Source organism: Campylobacter sp. S4:11, assembly GCF_024723695.1.
GTDB classification, from domain to species: Bacteria; Campylobacterota; Campylobacteria; order Campylobacterales; family Campylobacteraceae; genus Campylobacter_D; species Campylobacter_D jejuni_C.
Genome location: NZ_JANQDC010000003.1, coordinates 1 through 18,209, shown reverse-complemented (window position 1 = coordinate 18,209; position 18,209 = coordinate 1). Strand labels below are relative to the sequence as shown.

The window sequence follows — 18,209 nt, the reverse complement described above, 5'->3', positions numbered from 1 at the left end:
ATCATCAAAGACATTAAAAACCAAGAATGTGTTTTTAGTGTTTTTGGTATATGGGATAAAACTAGTGTAGGAAAATTAGAAAAATTAGATTTTCCTACTCAAAAAAATATTATTTTTGATTATGCAAATTTAGATTTTATAGATACTGCTGGGATTAGGTATTTTCTAGCTTTAGAAAATGAACTTAAGCAAAAAGGTTTTGAGCTTAGTAGAGTAAATCTTAAAAGTGAGCATGCTAAGCTTTTTGAACTTTGTCAAAAACACTATAAAAGCTTTTATAATTCTCATGAAGATAAAAAAACAATCAAAGATTTTTTTGAAAATTTAGGAAAAAAGGTTGTTGAATCTTTTGCGCTTTTGGTGCAGTTTTTAAATTTCATTGGGCTTATTATTTATACTTGTTTTAAAACACTTTTAAATCCTAAAAAACTTCGCTTTAAGGCATTTTTATATCATGTAGAAAATAGTGCTATTAATGCTTTGCCTATTATTATGCTAACTTCATTACTTGTGGGTGTAGTGCTTGCTTATCAAGCTGCGTATCAACTTGCACAATTTGGAGCTAATATTTATATTGTTGATTTAATGGGAATTTCTGCCACTAGAGAACTTGCGCCATTAATTAGTGCTATAGTTATAGCTGGTAGGAGTGCAAGTTCTTATACAGCCCAAATTGGAGTAATGAAGCTTACTGATGAAATAGATGCGATGAAAACTATGGGTTTTAAAGAAAGTGAGTTTATCATTTTACCTAGGGTTTTAGCCTTAGCACTTGCTATGCCTTTAGTAGTAATAGTAGCTGATATTTTAAGCATTATAGGTGGAATTGTAGTTGCTTGGTTTAGTTTAGAAATTAGTGCGAGTGAGTTTATGAGTCGTTTTAAAGAAGCAGTGGAGTTAAAACATATCATCATAGGGCTTATAAAAGCACCTATTTTTGGATTTTTGATTGCTTCTATTGCTTGTTTTAGAGGATTTTTTGTGCAAAAAACTACCGAAAGCATAGGTGTTTATACGACAAAAAGTGTGGTAAATGCTATTTTTTGGGTGATAGCTTTTGATGCAATTTTTTCTGTATTTTTAACAAAGGCTGGATTTTGATTATAAAAGCTAAAAATATTAGCACTTATTTTGGAAGCAAATGTGTACATGAAGATATTAGCTTTGAAGTGCATGATAATGAAATTTTTGGCATTTTAGGCGGTAGTGGTAGTGGTAAATCTGTACTTTTAAGACAAATGTTAATGCTTGAGCATTTTGATAAGGGTGAGTATGAAATTTTGGGTAAGAAATTAAAAAATATAAGTGATGAAGATGCTTTATTTTTGCAAAAACAATGGGGTGTTGTTTTTCAATATGGAGCATTATTTAGCTTTTTTAATATACTTGAAAATATTAGTATACCTTTAGTTGAATACACAAAGCTTAATAAAAATGATATCAAAGAAATAGCCATGATGAAGCTTAAGATGGTAGGGCTTGATGAGAGTGTGGCTAAGCTTTATCCAAGTGAGTTAAGTGGGGGTATGAAAAAAAGAGTGGCCATAGCTAGAGCTTTAGCACTTGATTCTAAATTGCTTTTTTTAGATGAGCCAACTTCAGGGCTTGATCCTTATAGTTCAAGAGAATTTGATGAATTGCTTTTGAACTTAAAGCAAAGTTTTAAACTATGTGTGGTTTTGATTACTCATGATAAGGAAAGTATGAAAAATGTATTAAATCGCTTTTTGATTATAGAGAATAAAAAAGTTGGTTTTTTGGGAAATGTTGAAGCTTTACAAGAGCAAAATCCAAGACTTTATGAGAGGTTTATGCAATAATGGAAAATAAAGCAAATTATATTTTGATCGGAATTTTTGTTTGTGTGTTATTTTTTATCAGCTTGTTTTTTATGGTGTGGTATGGAAATTTAAAAGATGAAAAATCATTCAAATATTATGAAATTTATATGGAAGAATCAGTTGCAGGGCTTAGTGTTAAAGCTCCAGTTAAATTTTTAGGGGTTGATGTTGGTAGTGTTGAAAATATTAGTATAGATAGCTCGAGCAAGCAACTAAGAGTAAAAATTTTAGTTAAGCTTGATTCTAGTTTAGTTGTTAAAACAGATACTTATGCAAGCTTACAAATTCAAGGTATAACAGGGTTTAAATTTATTCAACTTGCAGGCGGAAGTGAAGAAGCTAGCGTCTTAAAAGCAGATGATGATACTTATCCTATTATAACATCAAAAGAAAGTTTTTTGACAAGTATAGATAAGCAAGCAAATAATCTCTTAGAGCTTATTAATGTCTCAAAACTTAAGCTAGAAAATCTTTTAAGCGATAAAAATTTAAAAAATATCGAGCAAATTTTACAAAATTCATCAGAGTTATCTGCACATTTAAATGCTAATGCGCCAGCATTTTTAGCAAATTTAAATAAAACAAGCTCTAAACTTGGCAAAAGTGCAGATGAATTTTCAAATTTTTTAAACAATGCTAATAGCCAACTTAATGAGCTTAATAAAAGCAGAATGCTTTTAAATGAAAATTTAGATATTTTAAGAGTTTTATTTTTGGATTTTACGCAATTATTAAATAGTCTAAAGCAAAATCCTTCAAATGTAATTTATAAAGATAAAGCAACTCAATATGCTCCAGGAGAATAAAATGAAATTTTTATATATTAGTTTAATAACTATTTTTTTTAGTGCTTGTTCTTTGATTAGTCCAAGTCAAACTTTACCTGCAAATAAATATTTTAGTATTAATTTAGAAAAGCTAGAGCAAAGTCAAAATAAAAAAAATGCAACTATCATAGTTTCCTTACCTAAAGGCTTAGCTTATACTAATGAAATTTTTTATAAAAAAGATTATGCTATTAATACCTATGCTTATCATTTTTGGAAAGAAAATCCTGCTTTAATGATAAAATCTTTTTTGGAATTTCATTTGCAAGATTTGGGGGTATTTAAAGCAGTTTTAAATCAAGATAGTCTAGCCAGTGCTGATTATGTTTTAGAGAGCAAAGTAGATATATTAGAGCAAGATTTTAGTGATGAAGTGCATTCTAAAATAAAATTAGGTATTAATTTAAATTTAGTGCAAATAAACACCAAAAAACTTATAGCGAGTAAGTATTTTTACTACGAAAAAGAATTAAATGATAATAATCCTCAAATTTTAATCCAAAACTATGATGAGGTTTTTTTGCTTTTTGCTAAAGATTTTAGGATTTGGATAAATCAAAATTTGGAATAAAAAATGCTTTTCTTGTTATAGCAATAACAAGGAAGGTGTATTATGAGAGATGAATTAGAAATCTTGCAAAAACATTTAGGACAAGTAGGTTCAAGTATAGATGGTGCGAATTTAAAACACCAAACACAAAAATTTAGTCAAGATATTACCGATGCAAATGATTTTGTCGGTGCTTTGCAAATTTTAGATTCTTCATTGAAAAAAATTTCAAAACTTTTAGAAGACAAAAATTATGAAGATGTGCAAGATAAAGTTTTAATCGCAAGTGAAAGTTTGAAAATAGTAGATAGTTGCTCATTTTTAGGCAATGCTTTATTTGATAATAATTATAATGTAAATGTTGGTTCAAAGGCTTTTGCTTTTGAAATTTACAATCCTTTAAAAATTTTAGAAACAAGTGATTATGAAGGTATGAAAGCTTATATAGTTGATAAAAGAGAAGAAATAGCTTCTATGCTTAGTGAGCTTGCAGTAGCTATTGCTACTTATAGTCCTAGTCAAAGTTTTGGTGGATCAAGCCATGATCTTATAAATGATTTTGATTTTACTAAGCTTTTTAAATGATACTAAAGGCTAAAAAGCCTTTAGTATGTGTATTTATTTAATAACCCCACAAGCCATTCTAGCACCACCACCGCCAAGTGCAGCTGGGTGATCACTGTGATTGTCTCCTCCAAAATGTATCATTAGAGCATGGTTTTTAAGCTCATCAAGAGTTTTGATTTTTGGTGCTAATACAGGATTAGTTGCTTTCCCATCTTTTTCTACATAAAGTGGCGGTAAATCTCCTTTATGTCCTTTATCATCCCATGGACTTGAGTGTGCATCAGTTTTTTCAGGATCCCAGTGGCCACCTGCTTTCATACCTAAACCTTTATCAGTTGCTCCACAATCAGCATTCGCATGAACATGAAAACCATGAATTCCACTTTCTAAACCTTGAAGATTTGGGTAAAATGCTACTCCATAAGAAGTTTGTACCGCTACTACTTCACCTGCGTTTTTGTTGGCATTTTTATCAAGAATTTCCATTTTGATAACTAAATGATCTTTTTGTGCTTTTGGATCAAAATTTTCTAAATTTGCCCCAATTAAGAAACTTGATGCCAGTAAAGAGCCTAGTATAATTTTTTTCATTTTCTCTCCTTTTGTTAAAAATTATTTTATTGTAACATATAATATTAATAAAAAATTATTTTTTATAAAATATAATAATCAAAAAACTTATAAAAAGGTCAAAATGTTAGTTTTTCCAAGAGACTTTAAAAAAGTTAGTCAAAATATTTTAAAAAATTCATTACTGTCGTTATGTTATTATCAAAAAAATTCAAGTAATAGAAATATAGAAATCGTATTTGAAGACTATGCTTTGGTTTTTATATTAGAAGGTTCTAAAGGTATTTATACTATTGATAATCATTTTAAAGTAAATAAAGATGAAATTATTTTTTTTACAAAAAATTCCTTTTCTATTAGAGATTATCTAAATGAGGCAAATACATATGAGTCTATTATTTTGAGTTTTAAAGAGAGTGTTTTAATAGAACTTGTTTTTAAATATCAAGATTTAATTTATAAGCTAAACTCTTTAAAGTGTGCTAAAAGTTTGTTTAGCCTAAAAACAGATTCTGTAACTAAGAGTATTTTTCAGTCGTTTTTGCCTTGTATAAGCACTTCTAAAAATAATGAATATTTGCTTAGATTGAAATTTGAAGAATTGTTTTTATCTTTGCTATATAGTGAGGATAATGCAGAATTTCTAGCTTTTTTAAAGACTATCTTAAACGGTTTTAAATTAGATCTTTATAAGATGTTTGCATATTGTCAAAATGATTTTGAAAATGTAGCTTCTATGGCTAAATTTAGTAAAATGGATATAGCAAGTTTTAGTCGCAATTTTAAACAAAGTTTTGGTATAAGTCCTAAGGAATGGCTTGATAATAAACGCTTTGAAAAAGCCAAATTTCTATTAGAGTTTTCTACTAAGAATATTACTCAAATTTGTCACGAACTTGGGTTTAATTCTCCTGCTTGGTTTATAGCAAGATATAAAAAAAGATATGGTATTACTCCAAAACAAGAACAAAAATCAAAAAACTTATATTTTTTATCTTAAAAATGATAGATTTTATTTTTAAATTATATTAAAATTTGTGAATAAAAATTAAGAAAGGTAACAATATGAAAAAAAGTATTTTAGCTTTAGCTTTATTTGCATTTTGTAGTGCAAATGCTTTAGAGGTTCAAGAATTTAAAGGTTTTGCACATCCTGAAAGTGTGTATGTAGATGAAAGTGTAGTTTATGTGTCCAATGTAGGAAAAGAGTTAGCTCCACTAAGGAAAGATAATGATGGTTTTATCTCAAAATTAGATAAAGATGGAAAAGTTATAGAATTAGAATTTATCAAAAATCTTAATGCTCCAAAGGGTATGTCTAAAATAGGTGATACTTTGTATGTTGTAGATATTGATGTTTTATATGGTTTTGATGTAAAAAGTAAAAAAGAAATTTTTAAACTCCCTATAAAAAATGCAATATTTTTAAACGATATAGCAGTTTTAGATAATGATACATTGCTAGTGAGTGATACAGGAACAGGATATATTCATAAGGTATTTTTAAAAGATAAAAAATACGAAAACTTTATCCATTTAGATTCAAAATATGGTGGTCCAAATGGATTGCTGATAGATAAAAATACTTTATTTATAGCAGGTTATGATCCAAGCGATAAAGCAGGTGGAAAAATTATCAGCGTTGATTTAAATACAAAGAAAATTCAAGAATTAAGCAACAAAATAGAACAGTTTGATGGTATTGTATATGATAAAGATAAAAATCTTTTAGTATCTAGTTGGGGCAAAGATTTACAGGGATATATTTATACTTTAAAAGATAATAAAGAGATGAAATTAGAGTTAAATCCTATAAAAGGTCCTGCGGATATGTTTTTTGATGGTGAGTATTTATGGGTGCCAAAAATGGCAGAGAATGCCTTGATTAAAGTAAAATTATAAAAACTTTTAAGCCTTTTGGCTTAAAAGTCAAATAATTCTCCAAGCCAACTTTCTTTTTTCTTGTATTTATAGCTATTATTGTGATGATAGTTTGCTTGTTGGTTATAATTTTGTTGATGAGATGGTTGTGTACTTTGAGAAGAACTTCTTTCTATGATTTTATCAAGTTCACCACGATCAAGCCAAACACCACGACATTTTGGACAATAATCAATCTCAACCCCATTTCTTTCGCTCATCAATAAAGCTGTATTTACACAAACTGGGCAATTCATATTTATCCTTTATAAAAAATTTTATTAAAGTATATAGATTAAAAGTAAATTATGAGTTTAAATCCCAATCAATAGGACTTTTACCAAGTTTTAATAAAATTTCATTACTTTTTGAAAAATGTTTGCAACCTAAAAAAGCATTTCTTGCTAAGGGCGAAGGATGTGCTGCTTCTAGGATAAAATGTTTTTGAGGGTTGATTAAAACTTTTTTGTTTTTAGCATAATTCCCCCAAAGTAAAAACACCAAACCCTCTTTTTCATTGTTAAGTTTTGATATAACCGCATCGGTAAATTTTTGCCAACCAAAATGTGCGTGTGAAGCAGGTTTGTTTGCTTCTACACTTAAGATAGAGTTTAAAAGTAAAATTCCCTGTTTGGCCCATTTGCTAAGATCGCCATGTTTTGCTATAGGGATGTTTAAGTCGTTTTGCAATTCTTTGTAGATATTGAGCAAAGATGGAGGAATTCTAACTCCCATTGGCACGCTAAAGCTTAAACCCATAGCTTGATTTGGGTTGTGATAAGGGTCTTGTCCTAAAAGTATGATTTTTAAATCTTGTAAAGGAGCTAGGTTAAAAGCATTAAAGATTAAATTTGCTGGTGGATATATGGTTTTTCCTTCGTTTATGGCATTAATATAATGAGTTTTTATCTCTAAAAAATAAGGTTTTAAAAACTCATCTTTTAAAAATTCTTTCCAAGTTTGTTCCATTTTTATTTTTTCCAAACAAATATTCATTTTTATCCTTACCAAGAAAGTATAAACTCACTTCCTTCATTCTCTTTGCTTAAAACTTTAATGTTGATATTGTTTTTATCAGCTATTTGTTTAACTAAATTCAAGCCTATACCAAATCCACCTTGATCTTGATTAAAGCGCTTATAGCGTGTAAAAATTTGAGCCATTTCATTTTGACTCATACCTTGACCTTCATCTTTAATACTAAGTGTTTTTTCTTTTAAATAAATATAAATTTTCTTATGGGTATTAGTATATTTTATAGCATTGCTTAAAAGATTGTCGATTAAAATTTGTATTTCTTCTTTATTTGCATAGAAATTTTGCTCTAAAAGCTCTTTTTCAATGGTGAGATTTTTTTGTGAGATTAAAGTGTCAAAATATTCTAATCTTTGCTCTAAAAGTTCTTTCAAATTTATATCTTCCTTGGTATTTTCTTTTTGTATGAAAAAATTTAATGCTATGAGATTTTGATAGATATGATTTAAATTTTTACTTGCTAGTTTAATATGATTTAATTTTTTTGCATTATTTGGAGTTAAGCTATTATCATCAAATTTTTTAATACTAGCTAAAATCACACTTAAAGGCGTATTAATTTCGTGCGTAGTATCTTTAATAAAATCATTTAATGCTTTAAATTGCTCCTCAATATTTTTAAAAACAAGTGAAATTAATATATAGGCAATGATGGCAAGTATTAAAATACATATAAGAGTATAAAAAATAGTTTTTAATTTCAATTTCCAAAGCTCATTTGAAAAATCATTAATATTAATATTATTGTAATTATCTTGACGATATTGTTCTTTTTTAAAACCAAGATCATCAGTTTCCATAATAATATGAATATTTCTATATTTTAAAAATTTAAAGTAGTGTCTAGGTTTTTTTATGTAGCTTCTATCTATATAAGTATCAAGATTTCTAATTCTTAGAAATTCTATAAATAGTTTTTTGTTTTTATTATAAATAAAGTCATTTTTTTCTAATTGATTTAAAATACCTAAAGCTTCAAAGGATAGATTGCTAAAAATTATTTTTTTATCTGCAATGATGGCGAAAGATGTGTTAAGCTTGTTGGATATTTCTGTAAAGTTGATTTTTTCTAGTGGAATTTGGTTATGTTTTGACTCTATGATGTTTTGTAATATATAATTATGATGAGTATACATATGTGTAAGTTGATTTAAACGTATATAACTTGCTTCTTTTTGGTAAAAAGTGATAAAAAATAATGCAAGAAAAACTCCACTTGTGATAATATAAAGAGTTAAAATTTTAAAAATAGTGTTATTGAAATTTTCACTTTTCATCTTCTAACCTGATGGCATATCCTATATTTCTTTGATTAATAATCAAATCTTTACCAAGAATTTTCCTTAAGTTTTTAACATAAACTCTAAGACTCATAATTACAGGCTCTTCATCTAAGCTCCAAATTTCTTCAAATATGGTTTCTAAGCTTACAAAATGCGGACGTTTTTTTAAAAGTAAAGCTAAAAGCTCCTTTTCTTTGTTAGTGAGAGTGATGATTTGTTTATTTTGATAAAGAGTTTTGTTAATGGTGTCGAAATAAATATGCTTTGAGGGGCTTATTAAAATTAAATCTTCTTTTTGATGATTAAAATTTCGTTTGATTATATTTTTTACACGGATAATTAATTCGTCTATGTCAAAAGGTTTTTTAATATAATCATCACAACCTGATAAAAAACCTTGTTTTACATCATCAAGCATAGATAAAGAAGTTAAAAATATAGCAGGGGTGTTTTTAGCACTTTCTCTTAGTTCTTTTAAGACTTCAAAGCCGTTTCCTTTTGGAACTTTAACATCAAAAATCCAAAGATCAAAATTTTCTTCATAAGCTTTTTCTAGTGCCTCTTGTGCATCATATACACAAGAGACTTTAAAACCCTCATCGCTTAAGGCATCGCATATAATTTCGCTTAAACTTAAATCATCTTCGAGAAGTAAAATTTTTGTAGCCATTTTATCTCATTGGACAGTTTGCATGGTTTACTCTATGGTTTTGATGATCCATTGGATGTGCTTTGTGTGGATTTTTACCATAATGATACAAATTTAATTCTCTTATTTCTTTACCACTCATATTATCAGTTAATTTTTGCATATTTTCTCGTACTACAACCCTTCTTTGATTTCTTTCTTGTGGAGAGAGTTTAGAGATATTTTCACGTAAATTGTTTTTAAATTGTTGATGAAAATCTCTTGCGTCTTTGTATTTCATCTCATTCATTCTTTTTTTCATCTCAATAACTAAATCAGCTTGATCTTGTGCTTTTACGCTTTTTGCAAGATTTAAAATCTCATCATTGCTTTTTTTAGAAAAATCAGCTCCTAGTGCAAATGAAGCCACTAAAGAACCTACGATAAATAAACTTATAATTTTTTTCATTTTTTCTCCTTTAAATTAATGATGAGAAATTATAAAAGTTCAAAATAAAGCCAAAATGAAATTTATTGACAAACAAAAAGCACATTTGCTTTTAGGTTTTGTTTTTCATTTTTAACGATAGGCAATACAACACTATCTGCACTAGCTGCTAAGCTTGGAGCGTTGTGTTTGATATTGCAACTATCAAAATGAATGTTTTTTATCACGCAAGTTTTTGCTAAAGTTTTAGAATAATATTGAGCCTTTTCAAAAGCTTTTTTAAATGCAAGATCATATAAATCTTCTTTGTTTGCTTCTAAAATAGCCTCATCAAAACCAGCTTGTAAGGCTTTAGTATTAAAAGAGATGAAAACGTTGGTAGCGCTAATGCTTTCTATATCTTTTATAAGATTTTCATAGTCTTTACTTTTATTTTGTGGAATTTGGCAAGTGAAATTAGAATACAATCTATATCCATTTAACGTTTTTACCCCTTGATAATAATTATAATTTGGCTCTAAAGTATAGCTTCCGCCTTTACAGTAGTTTTCTTTTGCAATACGATCTGAGATTTCTTTAAATGTTTTAGCAATATAATTTTTTTCATCGCTAGAAACAATGGTTTTTTTACTAAGTTCTTCGCTCGCACTAAAATTTAAAGTAGCATTAAAGATATTTGGCATAATTTCATTAGATACTTCTATATTTCTTGAAAATTCTATATTTTGTTTATTGTGATTTTTTAAGCCTAAAAATTCAGTGTTAAAAACCACTCCTAGTACAAACAATACCAGACAAAGTAATCCTAAACCCAAACCTTTTAAAAAACTTTTCATTTTTACTCCTTTTTAAAAATATTTTTTTATTTTATCATAAAGCCTTTAAGAATAGATTGTATAATTTTTTAAAAATAAAGAAAGTTTTAATGCAAAAAATTCATGAAAATATTTTGAAATGGTACAACGAAAACGGTAGGAAAAGTCTTCCTTGGCGTATTTTGCATGATGAGTATAAAAAATACGCTAAAGCAGATGATTTAGAAAAATTAAAAAACATTGATATTGCTTATGCGGTTTATGTCAGTGAGATTATGTTGCAACAAACTCAGGTAAAAAGTGTTTTACAAAATTATTATTTTCAGTTTTTAGCTAAATTTCCTTCTTTAAAAGCGCTTTCTATGGTAAGTGAAGATGAGGTTTTAAAAGCTTGGCAAGGACTTGGGTATTATACTAGAGCTAGAAATATACACAAATGCGCAAAAATTTGCACGCAAGAGTTTAATGTAAAATTACCATCTGATATTAATGAACTTCAGAAGCTTCCTGGTATTGGAGAATATACAGCTGGCGCTATAGCTTGCTTTGGTTTTTTGCAAGCTAAGTCTTTTGTGGATGCAAATATAAAAAGAGTTTTGAGTAGATTTTATAGTTTGCAAAATCCAAATTCTAAACTTTTAACACAAAAGGCGAAAGAATTTTTAAACTATGATAATGCATTTGATCATAATCAAGCTTTGTTAGATATAGGAGCTTTGGTTTGCTTGCCTAAAAATGCAAAATGTGAAATTTGTCCTTTAAAAGACTTTTGTAGTGGAAAAAATGAATATGAAAAATTTCATGTATCTAAAAAAATTCAATACAAAAATACTATTTTAAAAATACTTATAGTGCAAAAAAACGAGCAGTTTTTACTCATTAAGAGCCAAGAAAAATTGTATTTTAATTTATATAATTTTTTAGAATACAAAAACCAAAAAAAAGCAAAATTTATAGGAGAATTTAAGCATTCTTATACCAAATACAAAATCAACGCTAAGGTGTATTTTTTAAAAGATGATGATTTTGAAGACTTGCAAGCTAAAGCTTTTGCTTATAAAGAATTAGAGTATATCACGCTTTCAAAACTTGCTTTAAAAGCATTTGAGCTTTTTAAAAAGAGTGATTATGCATTTTGAGAAAATTTATATAGAATTAAGTGATATTTGTGGGCTAAAATGTGATTTTTGTCCTAGCCAAAAAGCCCAAAGAAAACAAATGAGCCTTGAAAATTTTGAAAAAATTTGCAAAAGCGTGCATAATCATGCCAAGCTTTTTGCTTTTCATGTGCTTGGAGATCCTTTAAGGGTTTTAAATTTAAAAGAGTATTTAAAAATAGCTTTAAAATTTAATATGCAAATAGAGCTTACTACAAGTGGGTTTTATTTTGATGAAGAAAAAATCAATCTTGTTTTAAGTTTTAAAAATATACACCAAATTAATATCTCTTTGGGTGCTTTTTTATCTCAAAGTAGAATGAGTTTAAAAGAATACTTTGAGCCTATTTTGAAGCTTATTTTTTTACACTTAGAAAATAAAAATAATTCTTTTATCAACTTAAGGCTATGGAATTTGGACAAAAATTTCAACCCACCTTTAGAAAATGAAAAAATTTATGATTTTTTAGAGCAAATTTTTAAAATAAAAATTCAAAAGCAAAAAGCTAAAAATCGCTTAGAAAGGCATATTATCTTACACCAAGCTAGACTTTTTAAATGGCCTTCTTTAAAAGATGAGGTTGTTAGAGAGAATGGGTTTTGTCATGCTTTAAATGGGCAAATTGCTATTTTAAGTGATGGAACTTTAGTGCCTTGTTGTTTGGATACTAAAGGGGATATAAAACTTGGAAATTGTTTTGAAAAAGATTTTAGTGAGCTTTTAAATTCGTCTTTATATATAGAATTAAAAGAAGGCTTTAAGCGAGGAATTTTAAAAGCTGAGCTTTGTAAAAGGTGTGAGTTTTTGCAATTTAAAAACTGATTTTCCTTACTCGGACAATTATAACTTCAGGGAATTCTTTATCTAAAAAAGGTTCTTCAAAAAATCCATCTATGATAAAACCATTTTTAAAACAAGTGTTGAAAATTTCTTCCAAAGAACGGTGGTAGTAGTGATGTTTTACAGGTTGTTTTTCAAATGCAAATCCGAGATAATTATGCGAGCTAAGATATTGTTTAGTCAATGTTACAAAACAAGGATGTTGAGTAGCAAAAACAAAAATTCCATTTTCTTTTAGTAGGGAATAAAGACTTTTGAATAAGGGCTGAATATTTTCCATATCCATGATAGCCATATTTGAAACAGCTTTGCTAAAGGTGTGTTTTTTAGCTAAATTTTGCAAAGTCAATTCATCGCTAGCATCTATAGTTTGAAAATGAATTTTATGTAGAAAATTTTTCCATTTTTGTTTTGCTAATTTTATCATTTGATCGCTATAATCAAAAGCGTAAATATTTATGTTATATTTTTTACACATATAAGCGGAAAAATTTCCATTTCCACAAGCAATATCTAAAATATAATCATCATCTTGTATGTTTAGTAATTCTTCGACTTTAGGACGCACAACTTTTTTATGAAATTCATTAGAATCATCTCCCATTTGTGCATCCCAAAATTTTGCATTAATATCCCAAGCCTTTTGCATTTTAAAAACCTAAATTAACTCCACCTTCATTGTTGATTTGATAGTTTGCGTCCAAACCTTGCTCTATTTCTTCTTCATCGTTATTATTTTTAGAGTGCTTAAATATATCATCTGCGATTTTTGTGGCTATACCTCTAAGAGCTTTTTGTTTACTTGATTTGCTTGTAGAAGTCATTTTAAATTCTAAGGTATTAGATGCTTTAATTTGCATTGTTGCAAACTCTATTAAACGATAATTAATCATAATCTTATATATTTTTGTATCAGATTCGCTTTGAATTTGATCTATTTTTGGAGTTAATCTTAACAAAAAATCTGCACCTAGGATATTGTATAATTTAATTAATTCATCATCGTTGCCATTATTAAGTAAAATATCTTTTTCTTTTTTATAGATATCCAAATGTGCTCTATCTATAATTTTAAATTTTTTGCTTTGTAGTAAAATTCCTAAAAATTCTTGTTCAAATTCTACTGATAATTCGTTTTTTACAGTATTGATAATTAACAAGGAGCTTTTATCTTCAAGATTTTTTTCAGTGTAAAGCTTTTTGTAAATCATAACTTTTGCATAAAATTCGTTAGCACTAATTTGTGTTAATGTTTTTATATCATAACTGTTAAAAATACCATTACTTATTAGCTCAATTTCCTCATCATAGCCTATGTCAAAATTGCCATTGAAATTGAATTCAAATTTTTTTAATTTTACCTGTTTTAATCCGTTCATTTTTCCTAAAGCTTCATTAATGGCATTTTTTACTGCTTCGCTTCTAGTGGCTCCATAACCCTCTCCCGTGCTTTCTTTATTTAAGATATTTTGTGCTTGAGAAAAACAAATAAGGGTTAAAAAAAGTATTAGTATTTTTTTTACCATGTTACACTCTTGCTTTTACCTGTTTTATTAATAGTTTTTTCATCTTCCCAAAATGCTAAACCACTAGTTAAATCCGTAAGAATTAAATGGAAAAAATACTCGGTTTGAATTTTGCCATTATAAAGTTTCACAGTATCTTGTCTGATTTTACCAGAAAGTGAGAAATTTGGGGCTAAAAGTGTGCCTTTTTTAGCTATGGAGTTTTGATTAAATTCTTCATTGTCTCTTAAATCTCTTACATCATGAGATAAACTATCTTTTGCTCCACCTGCAGCTACAGCGGTTGTTAATATAAATTTGCCAGATTTTCTTAATGCTATGGTAATTTTTGAAGTGAGTTTATCTGTATCTATTCTTTGTGGGGTGTCATTGATAATTTTTCCTATAGCAATAACTTTTCTATTAGAGCTGTTTAAATTTGCAAAAGCAGGATCGCTAAGTAAACTTTGTATCATATCTTCAGCAGTTTTTTCAAAATCTTCTCTATCAAGTCCCAAAGTAAGTGCATCGCCTTGAACTTTTTGAGAAGCTTTACCATCGGTATATTTTGGCTGTGAAGAGCAAGCGCTGAAAACTAAAAGCGTAAAAATCATAAAAAATAAACTTTTTTTCATTTTATCTCCTTATTGTTCTTTAATTTTATAAATAATATTTGAATTTGGTACAAAAGATCTTATAAGCACAATATAATTTTTATCTTTTTCTAATTTATCTTCAAATATTATTTTTTCTTTATCATCATAAATTTTAACTATGCCTTCATTTTTTAGCATTAAAATACTAGCACTTTTTGGTAAAGCTTGCCACATTCTAAGATCTGCTTTATTGATTAAAGCAGTGCTAACAGTGCTAATAAATGATAAAAAACCACTAGAATCATTATTAGCTATGGCTAAATTAATTGAAGTTTTAAGAGCACTTGAGGCTAAGGTTTTCATTACCATAGAAGGTAAAAGAGTTTTAAATTCACTTGCTATAATATCATCAAAATAAATTAAATTTTGTGTTTTTTCATCTTGGCTTTGCAAGAATTTATAAGAAGCATTTCTTGATTTTAAATAAGCAAAAGCTACGCTAATATTTGCAAGATTATCATTAAAAATAAATGGTAAAGTAAGATTAAATTCTTCTTTTGTAGCACTAAAACCATCTTCATAAATGATAAAAATATATTTTTGTTGAGGGAAGGTTGTTTTTAAATGAGTGAATTTTTCAAATACTTGAAATTGTTTTTGAAGTTGTTTGTTTTTTACATCGCTTAAAGCTACTTCTTTTAAAAGATCATAAGCTTTAATGTAATCTTTATCAAAAAAGAAAAATAAAGCACTAAGATAGCTAGCATAGATATTAGTATAATTTTTATTTGCGTTAAATGTGCTAAGAAGATTGTCGTATTGTTTATAGATGGGGTTTAAATTTTGCTGAAAACTCGCATAGTTTTTTTTATCTTTTTGAAGTTCTTTTTGGTATTCTTCTTGAGCTTTTTGTATGTAATCATAAAAATATTCTTTCATTCTATCTTGTCTGTATAAAGCTCGGTTAAACTCTACTCTTGCATTTTTAAAATCTCCTAAGCTCATATAATTTAAGCCTTTGTAGGTATTTAGCATAATCCTTTCATAAAAATAACCTTGATAGTCATTGATGGTGTCATTAAGTAAAATTTCACTAAAATTTCTAGTGGCTTTTTGAAGCCCATTTTGTAAATCTACATCATATTTATAAGCTTCTTCTGCTTTATCAAAAAATGCATTACTTTTTTCATAATCTTTACAAACTCTTGCTAAGGAAGCTAAATTTAACCCAGTATATATGGTGTCTTTATCTGCATTTTTTAAAACTAGGATGTTTTCATCGCATTGTTTGTTTATAAAGGCTTTTTCATAAGATAAATTAATATTAGCATGATTTGAACAAGCACTTAAAAAAAGTAAAATAAAAAGATAAAAACAAGAGTAAAAAAGCTTCATAAATTCCCTTTTTAGTGTAAATTTAAAAAAATAAGTTATAATTTTCGTTTTTAGAGAGGTGTCCGAGCGGTCGAAGGAGCACGCCTGGAACGCGTGTGTGGGGCAACTCACCGAGGGTTCGAATCCCTTCCTCTCTGCCACTATGCGCTTTTGTTATACTGACTTCCTATATAATCTTGTGATGCATTTTGTGTGTATGATTTTATAGCTTTGGAATTTGAATTTGTTTTTTCCTCATTCTCATTTTCACTTTTTTCATTTTGTGCTTTTAGCTCTTCTGCTTTTATTTTAGCTTGTTCGGTGCGCGCATCATTTTGCATTTGCATAGCATTAGCTGCTACTTTATAATCTTGCGGACTAGGATCAGCTGGTGCCATAGCCGCGGCAATTACTTGCATAGCATTTGCTATAGTTTCTTCAGGAGTATTGCCTTTTTGCATTCTTATAGGCACTTCTCCTTCAACTGCATACATTTTATTATCAGGGCCTCTTGTATAGCCAAAACTTGCAGCACCTGCTAAGGCTCCACCTGCTGCTTGATGGGCTGCTTCATGAGCTCTTACTTCTCTGTCGATTTTTTCAAGTTCTCGTACTTGTTTTACTTCTTCATTACTTAAGTCTTTACCATTGACTTTTTGAGTTTTTTCATCTTTTTCTTGATCGTTATTATTTTCTTTTGTCTGTTGTGGATTTTCTTTTTCTGAAATGTTTTCTTTGGTTTGTTTTTTATCTTCGTTTTGATAAGGATTTTGTGTATAAAAGGCATTGCTATAACCTGAGTTAATTTGCATTAAAATCCTTTTTTGATATAGTTTTGTATTTGTAGCACAAAAAAGTTAAAAAATATATAAAATTTACAAAATAAGTATTTTATAAAATGTTAAGCAAAATAAAGTATAATTTTAACTTCTTTTTATGTCAGGGTAGCTCAGCTGGCTAGAGCGCTGGTCTCATAAGCCGGAGGTCGGGAGTTCAAGTCTCCCCCTTGACACCATCTGGCTTTCAAAAAAACATTTTCCAATGGTTTTTTAGTATTTTTATGATATTTTTGCAAATTTCTTTCTTTTTGCTTTCTTCTATTTGGAGTTTATCTAAAAAAGTTTCTTCGAGAGTATTAATAAGTCGTGTACATTCTTTTACATCAAATGTTTTTGATTCGTTTAAAGATGACAATACTTTTAACAATAAATCTTTATATTCCATAAGAGTTTTAATTTCTACCTCTGAAAGCTGAGCTAACAGAGATAGAAATTGCATAAAATTATAAAATGGCAAATTTTATATCCCTTGCACAGTATATTCAAAATTTTGTTCCCCATCAAAACAAGAAAAGTTAATTGTACCTTCATCTTGGTGTCCCATAGAGTCATCATTAGCAAAAGTAATTGTTCTAAATCCTATACCTCCACTTGATACCCTAGATATATAATTTTTTAATTTATACGAAGTTATCTTGCAATCTGGAGGATCTTTTATGTCTTTATCTTTAAATTCTAAAGTAAATTGTGTAAAAATATGCATAGGATTGTATCCTACTCTCCACTGTTTTTTTTCTAAATCAACTTTTGGGAACAGCACTTTAACGAAATCAGATTTAAATTTTTTTAATTCACTTGTACTTTCTCTATATTCGCATTCAAGTTCTATTTGAAAATATCTAAGATGTGGGTCATCAACGTATAGATTTATGATTGTTTCTCCATTGGTGTATAATCTGCTAAGATCTTTTTCACTTTTAACTCCATTTGGTAGTATAACTTTAATAAATCCTGGCTTTAAATGAGTTATTGTCACTGGAAAATGTTTTACATAATCAACTTCATATTGATATGATAAACCATAAGGAAACGTAATTTCTGGCAAGAAAAATATTTCCCATTTATAGGAAATTTTTTGTTCCATTTTTTTTCCTAATGTCAAAGCATTTATTGTTATTTCATTTTCAAATGGAGCTTTAGAAGCAATAGTTACTTTGGCTTCACCGTGAGAATCGAATTTGCTATCTTTATTTATTATTACCCCATCTCCTTGTATAACCCAAGTGACTTCAGAATTTAAACGTCCTCCTGTAATTTTTATTTCAGATTGTTCATTGGTTTTATTATAAAACCAAGTTCGATTAGATTGTATTTTTAAATTATATTCATAAAGATTGACTTTATCTGTTGTATAGTCTGATTTAGATATAATTGACTTCATATACTTAAATTTGATAACAATATCTTTAACAT

At 28.1% G+C, this 18,209-nt stretch carries 23 protein-coding genes and 2 tRNA genes; 11 read left to right on the top strand and 14 right to left on the bottom strand.

Annotation, left to right across the window (positions count from 1 at the left end; translation table 11 throughout):
• From CAMP5053_RS01305 to CAMP5053_RS01285, 5 genes are read left to right on the top strand one after another with little or no spacing between them, the layout of a single operon-like run.
• A complete protein-coding gene (locus CAMP5053_RS01305; RefSeq protein ID WP_431520845.1) occupies nt 1-1,101 on the top strand; it encodes an MlaE family lipid ABC transporter permease subunit in 1,101 nt (366 codons plus the stop codon).
• Complete coding sequence (locus tag CAMP5053_RS01300) at nt 1,098-1,820, top strand: ABC transporter ATP-binding protein (RefSeq protein WP_087700827.1); 723 nt, start codon at nt 1,098-1,100, stop codon at nt 1,818-1,820. Before CAMP5053_RS01305 ends, CAMP5053_RS01300 begins: the two co-directional genes overlap by 4 nt.
• Nucleotides 1,820-2,647 carry an MlaD family protein gene (locus CAMP5053_RS01295; protein WP_087700828.1) on the top strand — a complete coding sequence of 276 codons (828 nt, stop codon included), beginning with the start codon at nt 1,820-1,822 and terminating at the stop codon, nt 2,645-2,647. The genes CAMP5053_RS01300 and CAMP5053_RS01295 overlap by 1 nt, the downstream gene beginning before the upstream one ends.
• 1 nt (nt 2,648) lies before the next feature.
• Nucleotides 2,649-3,239 (top strand): ABC-type transport auxiliary lipoprotein family protein, encoded by a 591-nt coding sequence (locus CAMP5053_RS01290; RefSeq protein ID WP_087700829.1) that lies wholly within the window; start codon nt 2,649-2,651, stop codon nt 3,237-3,239.
• A 42-nt stretch (nt 3,240-3,281) separates the two neighbouring features.
• Complete coding sequence (locus CAMP5053_RS01285) at nt 3,282-3,803, top strand: flagellar FLiS export co-chaperone (RefSeq protein ID WP_087700830.1); 522 nt, start codon at nt 3,282-3,284, stop codon at nt 3,801-3,803.
• A gap of 33 nt (nt 3,804-3,836) precedes the next feature.
• Here CAMP5053_RS01285 and CAMP5053_RS01280 read toward each other — a convergent pair whose 3' ends face one another.
• A complete protein-coding gene (locus CAMP5053_RS01280) occupies nt 3,837-4,376 on the bottom strand; it encodes a superoxide dismutase family protein (RefSeq protein ID WP_087700831.1) in 540 nt (179 codons plus the stop codon).
• A gap of 103 nt (nt 4,377-4,479) precedes the next feature.
• Here CAMP5053_RS01280 and CAMP5053_RS01275 point away from each other — a divergent pair, with 103 nt between their 5' ends.
• Nucleotides 4,480-5,355: a helix-turn-helix domain-containing protein gene (locus tag CAMP5053_RS01275; protein WP_087700832.1), complete on the top strand. Its 876-nt coding sequence runs from the start codon at nt 4,480-4,482 to the stop codon at nt 5,353-5,355.
• A 65-nt stretch (nt 5,356-5,420) separates the two neighbouring features.
• The gene (locus tag CAMP5053_RS01270) at nt 5,421-6,257 is read left to right on the top strand and encodes an ATP-binding protein (RefSeq protein WP_087700833.1); all 837 of its coding nucleotides are present in this window, start codon (nt 5,421-5,423) and stop codon (nt 6,255-6,257) included.
• A 20-nt stretch (nt 6,258-6,277) separates the two neighbouring features.
• On the opposite strand, the gene CAMP5053_RS01265 is transcribed toward CAMP5053_RS01270, so the two are convergent.
• The 6 genes from CAMP5053_RS01265 to CAMP5053_RS01240 form a co-directional block, all read right to left on the bottom strand.
• A complete protein-coding gene (locus tag CAMP5053_RS01265) occupies nt 6,278-6,532 on the bottom strand; it encodes a TFIIB-type zinc ribbon-containing protein (RefSeq protein WP_087700834.1) in 255 nt (84 codons plus the stop codon).
• Nucleotides 6,533-6,581: 49 nt separating this feature from the next.
• Nucleotides 6,582-7,271 carry a uracil-DNA glycosylase gene (gene ung / locus CAMP5053_RS01260; RefSeq protein ID WP_442863250.1) on the bottom strand — a complete coding sequence of 230 codons (690 nt, stop codon included), beginning with the start codon at nt 7,269-7,271 and terminating at the stop codon, nt 6,582-6,584.
• A gap of 8 nt (nt 7,272-7,279) precedes the next feature.
• Entirely contained in the window at nt 7,280-8,587 is a 1,308-nt protein-coding gene (locus tag CAMP5053_RS01255) for a sensor histidine kinase (RefSeq protein WP_087700836.1), read from the bottom strand.
• Nucleotides 8,577-9,263 carry a response regulator transcription factor gene (locus tag CAMP5053_RS01250; RefSeq protein ID WP_087700837.1) on the bottom strand — a complete coding sequence of 229 codons (687 nt, stop codon included), beginning with the start codon at nt 9,261-9,263 and terminating at the stop codon, nt 8,577-8,579. The genes CAMP5053_RS01255 and CAMP5053_RS01250 overlap by 11 nt, the downstream gene beginning before the upstream one ends.
• 1 nt (nt 9,264) lies before the next feature.
• Nucleotides 9,265-9,690 (bottom strand): DUF1104 domain-containing protein, encoded by a 426-nt coding sequence (locus tag CAMP5053_RS01245; protein WP_214135759.1) that lies wholly within the window; start codon nt 9,688-9,690, stop codon nt 9,265-9,267.
• A 62-nt stretch (nt 9,691-9,752) separates the two neighbouring features.
• Complete coding sequence (locus CAMP5053_RS01240; protein WP_214100105.1) at nt 9,753-10,505, bottom strand: SIMPL domain-containing protein; 753 nt, start codon at nt 10,503-10,505, stop codon at nt 9,753-9,755.
• A gap of 74 nt (nt 10,506-10,579) precedes the next feature.
• On the opposite strand from CAMP5053_RS01240, the gene mutY reads away from it, so the two are divergent.
• Both mutY and CAMP5053_RS01230 read left to right on the top strand, forming a co-directional pair.
• The gene (gene mutY / locus CAMP5053_RS01235) at nt 10,580-11,623 is read left to right on the top strand and encodes an A/G-specific adenine glycosylase (protein WP_337217166.1); all 1,044 of its coding nucleotides are present in this window, start codon (nt 10,580-10,582) and stop codon (nt 11,621-11,623) included.
• A complete protein-coding gene (locus tag CAMP5053_RS01230) occupies nt 11,613-12,464 on the top strand; it encodes a radical SAM/SPASM domain-containing protein (protein WP_214125554.1) in 852 nt (283 codons plus the stop codon). The genes mutY and CAMP5053_RS01230 overlap by 11 nt, the downstream gene beginning before the upstream one ends.
• Here the strand turns inward: CAMP5053_RS01230 and CAMP5053_RS01225 are convergent.
• Genes CAMP5053_RS01225 through CAMP5053_RS01210 form a run of 4 tightly spaced genes read right to left on the bottom strand, consistent with a single transcriptional unit; the run spans nt 12,454 to nt 15,978 of the window.
• On the bottom strand, nt 12,454-13,131 hold the full coding sequence (locus tag CAMP5053_RS01225; protein ID WP_337217130.1) for a class I SAM-dependent methyltransferase: 678 nt from the start codon (nt 13,129-13,131) through the stop codon (nt 12,454-12,456). The two genes, CAMP5053_RS01230 and CAMP5053_RS01225, sit on opposite strands and share 11 nt — an antisense overlap.
• Before the next feature lies 1 nt (nt 13,132).
• Nucleotides 13,133-14,008 (bottom strand): hypothetical protein, encoded by an 876-nt coding sequence (locus CAMP5053_RS01220; RefSeq protein WP_337217129.1) that lies wholly within the window; start codon nt 14,006-14,008, stop codon nt 13,133-13,135.
• Nucleotides 14,002-14,622, bottom strand: coding sequence for a penicillin-binding protein activator LpoB (gene lpoB / locus CAMP5053_RS01215; protein WP_087700844.1), 621 nt, complete (start codon nt 14,620-14,622; stop codon nt 14,002-14,004). The genes CAMP5053_RS01220 and lpoB overlap by 7 nt, the downstream gene beginning before the upstream one ends.
• Nucleotides 14,623-14,631: 9 nt before the next feature.
• On the bottom strand, nt 14,632-15,978 hold the full coding sequence (locus CAMP5053_RS01210) for a hypothetical protein (RefSeq protein WP_337217128.1): 1,347 nt from the start codon (nt 15,976-15,978) through the stop codon (nt 14,632-14,634).
• A gap of 52 nt (nt 15,979-16,030) precedes the next feature.
• Between CAMP5053_RS01210 and CAMP5053_RS01205 the strand changes: the two genes are divergently transcribed.
• Nucleotides 16,031-16,118 (top strand) — tRNA-Ser (locus tag CAMP5053_RS01205).
• Here the strand turns inward: CAMP5053_RS01205 and CAMP5053_RS01200 are convergent.
• Complete coding sequence (locus CAMP5053_RS01200) at nt 16,119-16,769, bottom strand: putative metalloprotease CJM1_0395 family protein (protein WP_337217127.1); 651 nt, start codon at nt 16,767-16,769, stop codon at nt 16,119-16,121.
• A gap of 126 nt (nt 16,770-16,895) precedes the next feature.
• Between CAMP5053_RS01200 and CAMP5053_RS01195 the strand changes: the two genes are divergently transcribed.
• Nucleotides 16,896-16,972, top strand: a tRNA-Met gene (locus CAMP5053_RS01195).
• Nucleotides 16,973-16,980: 8 nt separating this feature from the next.
• Here CAMP5053_RS01195 and CAMP5053_RS01190 read toward each other — a convergent pair.
• Both CAMP5053_RS01190 and CAMP5053_RS01185 read right to left on the bottom strand, forming a co-directional pair.
• Nucleotides 16,981-17,253, bottom strand: coding sequence for a hypothetical protein (locus tag CAMP5053_RS01190; RefSeq protein ID WP_337217126.1), 273 nt, complete (start codon nt 17,251-17,253; stop codon nt 16,981-16,983).
• 3 nt (nt 17,254-17,256) lie between these two features.
• The coding region (locus tag CAMP5053_RS01185; protein WP_337217125.1) for a hypothetical protein at nt 17,257-18,209 on the bottom strand (953 nt) is incomplete at its 5' end.